Source organism: Mucilaginibacter sp. SG538B (genome assembly GCF_013376065.1).
Classification (GTDB): Bacteria; Bacteroidota; Bacteroidia; order Sphingobacteriales; family Sphingobacteriaceae; genus Mucilaginibacter; species Mucilaginibacter rubeus.
Genome location: NZ_JABMJI010000003.1, coordinates 823,846 through 838,363 on the forward strand (window position 1 = coordinate 823,846; position 14,518 = coordinate 838,363).

Sequence of the window (14,518 nt, forward strand, 5' to 3'; positions counted from 1 at the left end):
TAAAATTAACACACAAGATGAAAAAGAACATTTCAAAATATTTACTTCTTGCCTGTATCGCATCTGCAATCGCTTTTTCAGGCTGCCGGAAAGAAACTGTTGCCGACAAGGTTACAGGGCAGGCTATGGACAATGGCAAGTCGTTCATCGGATTCCCTGACGGACTTGAACAATCCCACTTCTTTGATCCGTTTACCAACATTAAGACCGTTGATGTATTTTCGATCAAACGCGATGCAAAAAGCACGGCGGATTTGCAAAAAGATCAAACTGTGGTTTTGAAATCAATCCCCGATGCAATCACTAAATACAACGATGATAATGGCACCGAGTATGAGTTACTGCCAACAAGTCTGTATACAATAAGCAGCACCAAAGTTACTGCCGGAACTTCAGGAAACCTTAATGCTAAATTTGCTCCCGGGGATTTCCAGAACTATTTCACTATCAAATTGGATGGAAGTAAGTTTGATCTGACCAAAAAATATGCGCTTGCTTATATAATCAGTGACGCTGCCGGTTTAACCGTACATGCTGAAAGCAAAGACACTTTATATGCTTTCTTTGCTATTAAGAACAAGTATGACGGGGAATATCACTCAACCGGAATCTTCCACCATCCTGTAAACGGCGACCGCGCAATAGACAGGGATAAAACCCTTACTACAGCTGGTGCTACAGCCGTAAGCACAGAAATTGGTGATATCGGCGGATCAATGACCCTGACCGTAAATGAAGCTACAAATGAGGTAACTGTTTCTGGTAATGTTAGTGCAACCCAACCGTTATTACCTGTTGCCGGAAAGAAAAGTACTTACGACCCTGCCACTAAAAGCTTTATATTGAATTACAGATATCCAGCCGGTACGGGCGACCGTGTTGTTGAAGAAACTATCAAACACAAATAATAAAAAATCAAAAAAGAGCCGTTTTGCATTGCATAATGCGGCTCTTTTTATATCCTGTTACATCACATAATTGATGACATACTGACCTTATTAAACTAAACAAATCCGTATTGAATTGGGGTTTTAATAATTATTATAAAACACCAACACTTTTAACTGCAGCTTCGTTCTTTTAGTTAATAGTTACAACAAGAAACCGTACACAGTAAGCTCGTGTACGGTTTTCCCTATTATATTCGGTTGTCAGAAATTCGGATCAAAATTAAAACAGATCGGGTTTGACAATCCTACCATATTACCGCTCAGTGCTGCTGATTGCGGCACCTGAGGGTAAGGCGTAGACGGCCCTTCAACCGTAACCCGGTAATAAGTACGGCCGGCTATTGCCGGTGTATCGGTAAATTCAATCATGGGCATTTTTCCTTCCATTTTAAAAGCACCAAACGGGTTGCCGTTTTTTACCACATTGATAGTGTAGGTAGTATCCTTTATACTGTTCCCGGTTAACTGAACTTTAAATTTAACCGGCTTACCTGTTGCCTTCACGTTATCGCCCATCATCATATCCATCTTATCATCACCATTTAAATCAGCATAAAACTCAACACGGGGAGCATATGGGTTTGAACTTATGGATACCCGTCCGTTGGTTAAGGCGTCAATAACAGCTTGCTTAGTACGTGCAGTTGCAAATACCCAGGTAGTAGGCGTTCCTGCATAATTGGCTTTAGCCTGGTAAGTATTAGGGCCTGGTTTTTCGTCCCCTACAGGCACGCCGTGATGTGCATCGCTCCCTCCCCTGCCGGTTAGCTTTCGGCCCGATGACAGCATATCATCCCAGATCATGATCGCATTGGCATTTTTTGACCATATGGCCGAATTCCATACTTCGATAGAATTAACCATATCATACGAATACCCAAAATGATCTTTACCGCTGGGATGGTTTGCCGACAGGTGAATACCAAGTTTATTTTTTATGCGCCCCACCACAGTATCGCGCTGATCGCGCACGTCAAATAACTGTTGATGATCATAAGGCCTGGCCGAAAAGGCGTTGCCATGGCCTCGGGTAGTTGTCCATTCGGCAGCGTAAAGCAGCAATACCGAATCTGATTTAAACTCCGGATCAGCCCAGGTATTGTGGGCTATGTCGCCTTCTACATGATTATCGTGATCGGTAATAGCCAGGAAATCGATCCCTGCCAACTTGCAAAAAGTAATGATCTTGCTGATTGAATTATTTGACGACTCCTTGCTATGCCTGGAGTGCATATGCAGCTCGCCTTTAAGCCAGACACCCTGACTGAGACTGGCCGGCGGCGGCAGTGTGCCCAGCGGTTTGGGAGCCCAGGGGTTTACATGGGCCGATTGCCCCAATGCCGAACCGCTGATGCAGCCCGCAACCATAATTATTAAACCGGTTTTAATTAACAGTCCAATGTTCCTGTTAGTGCTTAGTACCATAAGTAATTTTGTCGATCTTTTATTTTGTAATACTTTCGGCAGCCAACTTAGCCCACTCATGTTAGCTCACCGTTAACAACTGCAAATGATATAAAAATGTGACAGTGGAGCAAAAATTGAGATATCCGCTTTAATTTTTATTTGACTGAAAATTAAAGCTAACATCCCGCAAAACATTTGTAATTTAGGATTACGCGATTTAACTCAACAAATTATACCTATGAGCAACCCGACAACAACACGCTGGCCCAGGCTTGATTACCATGATCTTAAAGATACCCTTGCAAGTGTTCATATGTGGACTCAAATCATTGGTAAGGTAAGATTAAAACAAATGCCCTGGATCAATCATTCATGGCAGGTAACCCTTTATGTAAGTTCAACCGGTCTAACTACCGGAAGTATGCCATTTGAGGGCGGCGTTTTCCAGATAGATCTTGATTTTATCAGTCATACCCTGAATATATCCACCAGTACCGGAGAAAAACGATCGTTTGAGCTCGGTACCGGAAGTGTGTCCGCCTTTTACAGTTCCCTGATGGACAGCATTGCTTCAGTTAATGCAAGTGTAGAAATATATGCGGTGCCGAATGAAGTGGAACCGGCTATTCCTTTTGCCGAAAATCATACGCCATGTAACTATAACGCTTCCATTATGCATGATTACTGGCAGGCACTGGTAAGGATCCATAATGTTTTCACAGAGTTCAGGGCCGGGTTTCAAGGGAAAAATAGTCCGGTACATTTCTTTTGGGGAGGATTTGACCTGGCGGTCACCCGCTTTTCGGGCAGGCCCGCACCAAAACATCAGGGCAGCGTTCCCAATATGCCCGCGATAGTAATGCAGGAAGCCTATTCGCAGGAGGTGAGCTCATGCGGCTTTTGGCCGGGTTCGGATGCTTTCCCTCATCCCGTTTTTTACGCATATTGCTACCCGACTCCGGAAGATTTTGCCACACAGCAGGTATCGCCTCCCGAAGCATTTTACAGCGGGGAAATGGGTGAGTTTTTATTGACCTACGAAGTTGTTTCCCGATCGGCCGACCCGGAAAGGACTTTGCTTCAATTTTTACAATCCACCTATGACGCCGCGGCTAAAACGGGAAATTGGGATAAAGATCTGCAATGCGATTTGTCAGCGTTAAAGAACGCGTGAGGTAAATATTGGAGGGACTCTTTCGACAGGCCCTGAGGAAACTGTTTTAAGCATCTGGGAATACATTTCAATTTGCTATTATGCAAATTATAATTTAACTTTATTTAGCAATAATTATTTGATTATGAGCCAATTTACAGATCCTGACGAAACCCCAAGCCCTGAAGAAGATAGTGGGAATATCCCTGATATATGGGATATCAAAACATCAGGCAAGGGCCGTGTAGGCAGGTCAGATATTAACCTGGATGAGGCCATGCCTTGTGCCGAAGACAGCGAGCCTTATTTGGAAGGGGATATAGGTACACCTGGTTTATGGGATGATAACGACCTGTCATCGTCTGATCAGGCGGATTATCTGGGGTCGGAATAGTCAGGAAGCTATAGTTGCAATGGCAAAAGCTATCCCCATAACTATGGGCGAAAAAAATATTGCCCGTAAACAAAGTACATAAATATTCCATCTGTAATCGTTTTTCTTCGTGTTTTGCTCAATCCGTTCCTGGTAATTGATGATCTCAACTTTGTAAAACCTCAGGATCCTTTCATCATCAGCAATATCCTTATGGAAAAATGCCTTATCAAAGTATATTTTGGGGCTTGTACCTGGCAAAAGATATTCGCTTGGGGTTAAACCTTGCAGTACAAACATTAAACCTACTATCAAAAAATAAAAGATCCCTACAATTGCTGTAAATAACAAACTATCCAAGTGAGGTGTATCCTTCCATTTTCCGATAGCATAAGCCACAAGACCAATTAAAACACCTGAAACCAGGGTTAATAATCCGTTTGATCGTTCATAAATACCCTTTGCCGTTTCTATGGTGTAGTTATATGATTTTTCGGCCTGTTCAAATATGAACTTTGCATCTTCCAGGGTCAATTTATTGAGCCATTCCTTTTTTTCCTGCCAGAAGTTTTCCATATGGATACTTTTAACCTAATTTAAACTAAATCTGGCGTAATTCATACAAAATCAAGCAAATAGATATTAAAACATCCACTTAAAGCTTATTAAGTACCGGCAGAGTAATGATCAAGCTACGAGATTAATTAAGCAGGTTTAAGAAGCAAAGGATATTTTTATCCTTTGCAAAAGGTGTACAGATACTGAGCGGACTTTCATTGATGTTTAAGCGTTACGCGCCGTTTTCGGCCTTGATATTATGCTCGATCAGTCGGAAATTCACCATGAAATCGGTTGGGAAATAAAAAGGCATTAATGCCTGCAATGGAGCTATAAGAACTAAAGTTTATTAAAAAATTCACCAAAATGCCAGAGGATTCCGGAAGGGTCATGTAAAAAACATTCCCTACCCCATTGCTCTACACGGATTGGGGTTAATCTTACTCCGGCATATTTTGCAGGCAGATCAAGAGCCAGCAACTCGTTCCAGTAGCGGGCAACATCATCAACTTCCAGAAACAACATGGTGTTATCTATCCAATCTTTAACATATGCGTTTTGAAGATAAAATGCCAGCTGACCTGTCTTGAACACCGACATATTAGGATCCAACACAACCTCCTCAAAACCCAGTTCACGATAAAAACTGCGAGAGGTTTCAAAATCTTTTGCACCGATGAACGGCCTGAGCGATATAGCTTTGTGTTGCATATTTGTGGCTTTAGATTTCGACCTGCAATCTACGTAAACATAACGCAGATTGCAGGTTAATTAGATACCAAGATACTTCATGGCCGTTGATTTTCAAATAACTAATTAATTCGCTTTTAATGTCAATTTTTTTGCTGAGATAGAAAAGTAACCAGTGAGGCAAATTCATCATATGATAATGCATTGGCAAGCCCTACAGGCATCATAGATGTTTTCAGTTCCTTCCTGGTAATCACATCGCTGGATTTAATGGTAAATACATCTCCGGTAATGTTTCTCATCACTATTTTTTGGGCAGACTCATCTGTAATAAATCCCATATAATTTTTATTTCCTTTAGCTGTGATCATCACCGTGGCAAATCCCTGCGAAATAGAAGCGCTGGGTTTTAGGATGGATTCGGCAATTTGCTGGCGGTTCATGATAGATCCTATCTGTCCCATAAACGGCCCTTTTAATTTTTCGCCACGGGTAAGGCTATGGCAGGCTACACAACCTTGCTGCGTAAAGAGTGCCCTTCCTTTCTTTGGATCTCCTTTAACTTTGGCTAACATCAACATCACATCTTCAATAGATGAATTACCGATCTGCCCTTTTTTGTTCAGGATCTTTGACAAATCTACTTTAACCTCTTTTGTTGGAACACTTTTTTCTTCACCGCCAAAAGCTGTAATTCCCATTTGGTGGCGCTCATTCAGGTCGGCATAAAATTGTTTGCCCGCAGCGCCTGCTTTGCTTCGTTCAAGCGTCAGGAACTTCTCGATACGAGCCGAGCCTTCCCAGGTTATACCTTTGTAAATTGGGCCATGTGAATCGGGCCGGGTTCCCCACCACCAGGATGCATCATAAGGAGCTTCCTGCTTATAAAGGCGTGCCAGGGTTACCAATATTTGTTTCTTTATTTTTACATCTTTGATTTTAGGGTAAGCAGCAATCAAACCATTTACCGCTTTAGTATCGTACATATACCGCAATGCCCATAATGCTAATGTTGAATTGGTAGTTCCAATTGCACCAACGCATGCATCAACCGCATTCATGCTTACAAGTGCCCTCACAGCCAGGTGGGGCAGTATTATGGCCGAATTGGGTGTGGCGTGCGGCCCTTCGGTATTTTTAGCGGGCGCTGCAAAACTTGCAGGAACTTGTGTTTTAAGTAATTCAGAAGCTGCGTCTAAACGGCCAAGACGACCCAAACCTATAATTGCCGCAGCCTTCACGCGCGGAGACGGATCTTTCAGCCCGTTCAAAAAGGGAGCTATTGGCACTTGTGCTATTCCTTCTTTCCTGTCTGTTAAGGCTCGTAATGCAAATTCCCTCAAAGCATTATCCTCCGTAAGTTGTACAAGGTTAGCTATTCCGCTCTCCCGGGCAATTTGTCCGTAAGTAAAAAGAGCAGCCACCCGTGCATATAAAGCAACACTTGCATCTGATGCTACGGCAAAAGCTGCCTTGCTGCTTTCGTCAGCCGGTCTTGTAATAAGTTCCTGTGAAGCATTTAATCTCGCCACTGCGCTTTCTGATTTTAACATATTGGCCAAATCAGCTACGGCCAGCGCTTTAACATCAGGAAATGCTTTATAGTTCCATCCATTAGGTATAGCCCTGATAACATAGCCCTTTGATGCACTACCCGAATATCCCGCGCCATCCCAGGCCGAAAGATAAAGCCGCCCCGAACCATCAACATCCAGATCAGTGATCTGAGGTAGTTCAATAAACGGTTCCTCAGTTTGTTTAAAACTGGCACCATCTGGTTTTACCCTATTTATATAAAGTTCGCTCCGTCCCCAGTCTGCCGTCATAGGTACATGGTTATATTTTTCGGGCCAGGTAGGTTCATCCATAAATAGCGAACCTGTGCCTGAACCGCCGCCCAAATCAACCAGGGCGGGCAGAATCTCATCTGTAAAATGCTGAAATAATAAGGGGTAACCATATTCGCCCGATTGAATATGATGCGAAAAACGGATGTTCCATCCGCCGCCATCATTGGTATTGTCTCGGGTAAATACATTCATGTACGGATCTATGGCAACATCATAAATATTGCGGGTACCATGAGTATAAACCTCCATTTCTTTGCCATTAGGCCTTACCCTTATAATGCCGCCGCCAAGCATGGTCAGTTTTTTACCATCGCGGTCGGTAGCATCATGAAAGCCGAAATCGCCAACAGCTATGTAGATCCATCCATCAATCCCCATACGGATGCCATTAGTAGCATGGTCTGTTCCGCGTTCAACCAGCATGTGAGCATTACTCAGGTGCTCGACGAGTGGTTTTGGCGGCCCGTCGGCTATGCCATCATGATCTTTATCTTCAAAAACTTCAAGGATCATACCGGTCGCCTTAAGAGTTTCTTTTGAAAAAACTGTATGGAGCACAAAAACCTGGTCGCCCATGATGAGTATACCGCGCGGGTCATCAACATCAGCAAAATCTGTATGCTTATCTAATTTACCATCATTATCGCTATCGATAAGTTTAATTATCCGCCCTTTCCCGGGATCTTTACCCAGCGAACCAATCATATCAACGCCAACAAACACCTCGCCTGTGGCAGCCACAGCTAAACAAGCCGGACTTGGTGTAAGCTCAGGTCCGGCAAACCTGGTGATTGTAAAGCCGGCTGGCCAATGGAGCGAATCGCTCTTAGAATGACTTTGTCCTCGTATTGAAGCCAAAGTATTTGATTTAGTGGGTCCCGCTTCGTTACTGTGGATATTTGCAAAATATTTGAACGTCAAAATGAAAGAGAAACAGAGGAATAGGGTTAAGGAAAACTTTAACATTGTTATTTTTTAATTATACAGGTAAAAGGCAGTCAAATTAGTCTTTTTATTTTATTTATTGTTTAGGAATCCGTTTCTCAGCGGTCAACTGCTTAATTACGTCGGCTAATTTCTGAGGATCATGCGCGTATTTTTCAAGATTAACAATTTCAACTTTCCTAAACTCAACTGGATGGCTTTCGCTTTGCAGGGAAATTGTACCGCTTTTTAACAACGCACCTTCCTCTGCGCTGCCAACGGGATCTAATTGCGGACGCTGATAACTTAACACTTCTTCTCCGTTTACATAATGTACCACCAGCGAATCGCCTAAAACAAGGGCCTCCACCCTAACCCACTGATCGCCATGAAAGGTTTCGGATTTTGAATCCAGACAATGACTTTTAACAACCGAGTTATTTAAAACGTACTGTGTACCGGGGGTGCACACGTTGGCGGTCGGCCGTTTATCTTTACCGTTGCCGCCCAATAACTGAACCTCAATGGATATTGGAAAATCCTGGTCTACCTTCATAGTTTTAGGATCTTGCCCGTGTATCATAATTCCGCTGTTGCGGAACGCCCATGCTGGGCCACCTTTTACCTGGTTACCTGTGAAACGATACTCCACACCTATAAGATAATAAGAAAAAGGCTTTTTGTAAAACAAATGCCCAAACTGGTCATCAAATTTTTCATATTGATCATAATTTACCTGGATCTTATGATCAACAACCCTGAAGGTGTTACCAAAATTTTCATTTAATTGATGTTTCCTGATTTTAACAGTCCAATCCGTTAAATCCTTTCCGTTAAAAAGCTGTTCCCACTTAACTTTCAACTTTGGGTCTGGGCTTTTCAACGCCAGCAATATGGGCAGGCTTATTAAAAATAAAACATTCAATATTGAAAAAGTGAGTCCACGCTTTATCATGACATATTTTTTTATTATCTAACTATTAGTTTATTGCCCGAAAAATAAAAAAGCAGATTGCTATATAGGTTTAACCGGCTGCTGATCAAAAATGCAATAATAGAATTAGAAAAAAAGGGGGTAAAGCCCTAAATTTAAGGGGGTAAAATAAATTGCATGTAAAAATCAAGATACAGAAACCTATCTGGTAGTATAGAAGCAATTAGCTTATAGACATATACTCAAAACAGCACCCTGAACACTACCCCTGCCCTTGCTTTGTAACATTATCACTTGGATTAAAAAACAAGACACTTTTGTAAATCATTTTGATATTTTTACTTACCAATTATTAACTAATAATTTATAATGCATAGTAGGATAAATAACGTCTTAAATCCGAAAATATACTTTAGTTTCCTGTTCCTTTTCGTTTACCTAAATGTTTTTGGTTTCACAGCCGGGCAGCCCGTGCGGTATCTTGGTATCGAAAACGGACTATCTAATAATGCGGTTACATCTCTCTACCAGGATCAATATGGTTTTATGTGGATGGGTACTTATGATGGCTTAAACCGGTATGACAGTGATGAATTTAAAGTCTACAGAAACGAGTGGAACAACAACAAATCCCTCCCATACAATCATATAAGTGCCTTAAATGGTGTTGGTAACAAAATATTGATAGGCACACAACGCGGGCTTGTTTTTTATAATTACCCCAACTCTTATTTCTATCCGGAATATTTCCGGGAGCACAACAGCGGGCACCGGTTAAAAATAGCTTCAAATATCAATGTTATTGTAACCGGTAAGGACAGTAGCATATATATAGGATCCGATGAGCTGGGATTATTGAGATATGATAAAACCAGGAAACTTTACCTGCAAACGGGCCTTACCAACCAATATAATTATAGTGTAAAAGCATTATGCCTCACCCGGGCAGGAGTTTGGGTATTTGTAAAAAACCGCGGACTGGGTTTATACGATCCAAAATCTGATCGTATAAATATCATCAATACTCAACTTTACAGTGCCAGTTGCCTGCTTTCAGATAAAGCGGGTAACCTTTGGATAGGCACCGAAAACGGCTTGTTTATATTTAACAGTAAAACACTAGCTATCAAGAGGTTTCACCAGGCTATTGATAAACTTACAAGCGATAACATATCCAATTTAACTCTCGACGAAAAAGGTAATATCTGGATAGCTACCGACGGTGGCGGCATCAATATTTTAAATACAGATAGTGGCAAACTCACTTTTATTACCAATGGTAACAAAGCAGGTTCATTGCGCAGCGGGGCTGTTACCGCGGTTTATCATGACATGGAATCAAGAAAATGGATAGCAACCCTGCGCGGCGGGGTTAGTGTCGTAGACAACTTTAAAAAGCCGTTCGCACTTTTTAACAATGATCCCTTCAATAAAAACAGCGTGATCAACAATTTTATCCTTTCATTTTGTGAAGATGAAAAGCATAACCTATGGATAGGCACAGATGGCGGCGGGCTTTCTTACTGGGACATAAAAAATAATTTATACACCGGTTATACTCATGCATCAACCGGTGGGGGCCTGAGTACCGATTTTATCGTGAGCATACTTAAAACCTTCGATAATAAAATATGGGTGGCTTCTTTCAACGGTGGTATTGACCAGTTTAGCAAAGCTACCGGCAAATTCAAGCATTACAACTGCTATAATACATTAACTCAAACAACCGATAGAAACCTATGGAAACTTTTTGAAGATTCCAGGCACCATTTATGGGCAGGTACTACCAGGGGCGGCCCATTGTATCTTTATAACCGAAAAAATGACCGCTTTGAACTATTTGATGAAAACCTCGTTAACATACATGCTATATTTGAAGACAGTAATGGAAACTTGTGGGCAGGCAATTACACCCGGCTCATTAAAATAGATACCGTTAAGAAGGCTCATCATTTTTTTAATGTGGGTTATGGCATCAGAACCATAGCGGCTGATAATTCAAATCATTTATGGGTTGGAACTGAGGGTGGTGGATTGCTAAAATTCAACCTTCCTGATATGGTCCGTGTGAGGTATACCAAGGCCAATGGTTTGCCGGGTAATTCCATCCTTAATATCCTTATCGACAATAAAGAAAACCTATGGTGCAGTACTTACAATGGTTTAAGCAGGTTTTCCCCGGCAAAAAATAAGTTTACAAATTATATTGTTTCTGACGGTTTGCAAAGCCTCCAATTTAATTACAACGCGGCTATCCGGCTTCAATCGGGCAATATGGCCTTTGGAGGGATTAATGGATTTAACATTTTTAATCCCGACAGCATACAGGTAGCAGACCATAGGCCCGATCTTCGCATTACCGGCTTGAAAATTGACAATTCAGAAACCGATGGCTCCAGCGAATTGCTCAAAAATCAATCTGTAGCGGATCTTAAAACAATCCGGCTTAATTATGAACAGGCTGCGCTTACCGTTCATTACACGGCGCTCGAATATTCGTTTCCGGATAAAATTGAATACGCTTATTATCTTGAGGGATGGGACCATGGGTGGAACTATGTGGGCAAGACCAAATCTGCATATTACACTCATTTAAATGAAGGCAATTACAGACTAAGGATCAAAGCTACAGACACCCGGGGAAATTGGATGCCGAAACAGATCAGTGTTAAAGTTATTGTGTTTCCGCCATGGTACAGAACGTTGTGGGCCTACGGGGTATACCTGGTTATTATCTTTGGGATAATATACCTTTATTTCTTATATCGGGTAAAGCAGGCAAAGCTTAAATTTGAAATTAACCTGGCTAACTTAAAGGTTGAAAAGGAAAAAGAACTGAATGAAAAGAAGCTCGCTTTTTTTACCAATGTTTCGCACGAGTTCAGAACGCCGCTTACGCTGATCATTAATCCTATCAAAGATCTGCTGGACAAAAATAAAAGCCATTCGGACGAGCTAAATACGGTATATAGGAATGCCCGGCGCTTATTAGGATTGGTAGATCACCTCCTGTTGTTCCGCAAAACTGAAAGCGAAAACGCGCAGTTAAATATAAGTGAGATAAATTTTGTACGGGTATGCGAAGAGGTATTTTCGTGCTTTGCACATCAGGCTAAAATCAAAAACCTCAATTTTACCATTGAAACAACCAGCAGAAATATTACGGTATTTGCCGATGTCGAAAAAATAGAGATCTCATTGTTTAACCTTATTTCGAACGCAGTTAAGTTCACACCTGATCATGGCACCATCAAGATTTTTGTAGATGAAGATGACACACATGTTTACTTTAAAATAACAGATAATGGCATTGGTATCAATACCGACACCGGCGATAAACTGTTTGATAAATTCTACCAGGTAAAGGATAATAATTACTTTAAAAAGGGTTTCGGTATCGGTTTGTACCTGGTTAAAGTATTTATTGATTACCATAAGGGCACAATAAATTATTTAAATAATAAAAATGGCGGAACAACCTTTACCTTAAAGCTATCAAAAGGAATAAAACACTTCTCGGCAGAAGAGATAAATATTGTGACAACTCCCGACTATAATTTTGTAAATGACCTTATAGATCATGACAGCAAAGATTTGGTTGAAGAAAATAATGAATTGCAGAAGCTTGAACTGTTTAGCCAGGAAAAGCATACCCTCGTTGTTATTGACGATAATGAACAGATCAGGACATATATCAAAAAAATATTTTTTGCCGACTATTTAGTTCTTGAAGCAAAAGATGGAGCAACCGGTCTTGAACTGATTAAAAAATACATACCAGATCTGATCATCAGCGATATTGTAATGGACGGAATAAACGGGTTGGATTTATGTAAAATGATTATGGAAGATGCGGCGATAAAGCATATCCCGGTTATTTTGCTCACCGGCGATACCACACCCGATATTATGGTTAAAAGCCTTGAACAAGGCGCAATAGACTTTTTGCGAAAACCATTTGATAAAGAATTGCTCACAGCAAGGGTTAAAAGTGTATTGAGGAATAAAACCAAACTTCAGCAATATTTTTATAAGGAGGTTACGAAGGAAAACATAGCCATTAATATTTCGCGGGAAAATAAAGACCTGCTCAACAACTGTATTGCTGTTATTGAGCAAAATTTCAACAGCGACAATTTTGATGTTTATGCCCTGGCCGATGCAGTCGGCATTAGCTACCCAACATTATTTAAAAGGATCAAAAGCACTACCGGCCAGTCTATCAACAACTTTATCAGGTTTGTTCGCCTGCGTAAAGCCGCCGAACTTCTGATCCAAACCAATTGTAATATCAATGAGGCGGCAATACAGGTAGGCATCAGCGATATCAAATATTTCAGGGAGCAATTTCACAAACAATTCGGCGTCAATCCATCAGAGTTTATCAGAAAACACCGGGCAAATTTCCAGGTCTCCTATCGCTTAAACGAGTTTGAAAAACCTCAGGTAAATTAAGAGTAAAAGAAACATCAGGCTGTCTTAAAAACAACAAAACAGCCTTGAACACAATTTTATCCCCCCTTTAATTTATAGTTTTGTCCCTCCTTTATACTTTAAACTATGCCTTACTTTGTTTCTGACGGAATCAATAAGATCATTTAAGATTTATAATTATTTCATTATCATGATTACTAAAATAATTACTGCCACACTGCTTATAGCTCTTCCCGTTGTCGGTAAATGTCAGCAGGATACGGTGGGCGGCTATAAATTGGTTTGGGCAGATGAGTTTGACGAGTACGGCTCTCCTAATCCGGATAATTGGGCATTTGAATCCGGTTTTGTACGGAATAATGAAGATCAATGGTATCAGGAGCAAAATGCATTTTGCCGCCACGGCAAATTGATAATCGAAGCACAGAGGGTACACCTGACAAATCCTGGGTACGTACCTAACAGTACCAACTGGAAACAGAAAAGACAATTTATAAATTATACATCGTCAAGCATCAATACAAGGGGCAAACACAGCTTCCAATACGGCCGCTTTATTATGCGCGGCCGTATAAGTACCGATGCCGGCCTATGGCCCGCTTTTTGGACCTTAGGTATAGAAAAGCCCTGGCCGTCTAACGGAGAAATTGATATTATGGAATATTACCAGAATAAGCTTTTGGCTAATATTGCCTGCGGTACGGCTTTGCCCTATAAAGCCAAATGGTATAGTAACACCAAGACCCTCAATACTTTCAAAGCCAACTGGAGTAAGAAATTTCATACCTGGCGCATGGATTGGGATGCCACAGCTATAAGTTTATATGTAGATGATAGCCTGCTCAATCATGTCGAGCTAAAAGATCTTATTAATCAGGACGGCACTCAATTTAACCCTTTTATGCAGCCTCATTATATATTGCTGAACCTTGCAATAGGGGGCGACAATGGTGGCGATCCATCTGCCACAAAATTCCCTATACGGTTTGAAGTTGATTACGTTCGGGTGTATCAAAAAAATTAAAGCGCCGGATCAATACATTTTGTTTGCTGCCTTTTAAAATTGTCATATATACATTATTCCTCACCAAAAACAGGGACATAAGACCGTTTTATTTTAAAAACGTTGCATATAATGGATTTTATCCCCTTTTTTTTACAGCTTTACCCCCTTTTTTTCCAAAAAAATAGCGCTTAATTGTTGCTACCAATTAACATAGACTGTTTGTTATACCCTGCAAAAAA

Annotated in this window: 10 protein-coding genes; 5 read left to right on the plus strand and 5 right to left on the minus strand. The window is 41.0% G+C overall.

Annotation, left to right across the window (positions count from 1 at the left end; all coding sequences use genetic code 11):
- Positions 1–17: 17 nt before the first annotated feature.
- Positions 18–908, plus strand: coding sequence for a BT_3987 domain-containing protein (locus FHW88_RS19455; RefSeq protein ID WP_176627575.1), 891 nt, complete (start codon positions 18–20; stop codon positions 906–908).
- 243 nt (positions 909–1,151) lie between these two features.
- Here the strand turns inward: FHW88_RS19455 and FHW88_RS19460 are convergent, their stop codons facing one another.
- Complete coding sequence (locus FHW88_RS19460; protein WP_176627576.1) at positions 1,152–2,375, minus strand: CehA/McbA family metallohydrolase; 1,224 nt, start codon at positions 2,373–2,375, stop codon at positions 1,152–1,154.
- Between the two features lie 220 nt (positions 2,376–2,595).
- Here FHW88_RS19460 and FHW88_RS19465 point away from each other — a divergent pair, with 220 nt between their 5' ends.
- Positions 2,596–3,531 (plus strand): DUF5996 family protein, encoded by a 936-nt coding sequence (locus FHW88_RS19465; RefSeq protein WP_176627577.1) that lies wholly within the window; start codon positions 2,596–2,598, stop codon positions 3,529–3,531.
- Positions 3,532–3,655: 124 nt separating this feature from the next.
- The gene (locus tag FHW88_RS19470) at positions 3,656–3,904 is read left to right on the plus strand and encodes a hypothetical protein (protein ID WP_176627578.1); all 249 of its coding nucleotides are present in this window, start codon (positions 3,656–3,658) and stop codon (positions 3,902–3,904) included.
- Here FHW88_RS19470 and FHW88_RS19475 read toward each other — a convergent pair whose 3' ends face one another.
- From FHW88_RS19475 to FHW88_RS19490, 4 genes are all read right to left on the minus strand, one after another.
- On the minus strand, positions 3,905–4,459 hold the full coding sequence (locus tag FHW88_RS19475) for a hypothetical protein (protein ID WP_176627579.1): 555 nt from the start codon (positions 4,457–4,459) through the stop codon (positions 3,905–3,907).
- Positions 4,460–4,780: 321 nt separating this feature from the next.
- Entirely contained in the window at positions 4,781–5,152 is a 372-nt protein-coding gene (locus FHW88_RS19480; RefSeq protein ID WP_176627580.1) for a VOC family protein, read from the minus strand.
- Between the two features lie 122 nt (positions 5,153–5,274).
- Positions 5,275–7,839: a c-type cytochrome gene (locus FHW88_RS19485; protein WP_218117238.1), complete on the minus strand. Its 2,565-nt coding sequence runs from the start codon at positions 7,837–7,839 to the stop codon at positions 5,275–5,277.
- A 163-nt stretch (positions 7,840–8,002) separates the two neighbouring features.
- Positions 8,003–8,860, minus strand: coding sequence for a DUF1080 domain-containing protein (locus FHW88_RS19490; RefSeq protein ID WP_090526700.1), 858 nt, complete (start codon positions 8,858–8,860; stop codon positions 8,003–8,005).
- 348 nt (positions 8,861–9,208) lie between these two features.
- On the opposite strand from FHW88_RS19490, the gene FHW88_RS19495 reads away from it, so the two are divergent.
- Positions 9,209–13,294, plus strand: coding sequence for a hybrid sensor histidine kinase/response regulator transcription factor (locus FHW88_RS19495; protein ID WP_176627582.1), 4,086 nt, complete (start codon positions 9,209–9,211; stop codon positions 13,292–13,294).
- Between the two features lie 169 nt (positions 13,295–13,463).
- On the plus strand, positions 13,464–14,297 hold the full coding sequence (locus FHW88_RS19500; RefSeq protein ID WP_176627583.1) for a family 16 glycosylhydrolase: 834 nt from the start codon (positions 13,464–13,466) through the stop codon (positions 14,295–14,297).
- Positions 14,298–14,518: the final 221 nt, after the last annotated feature.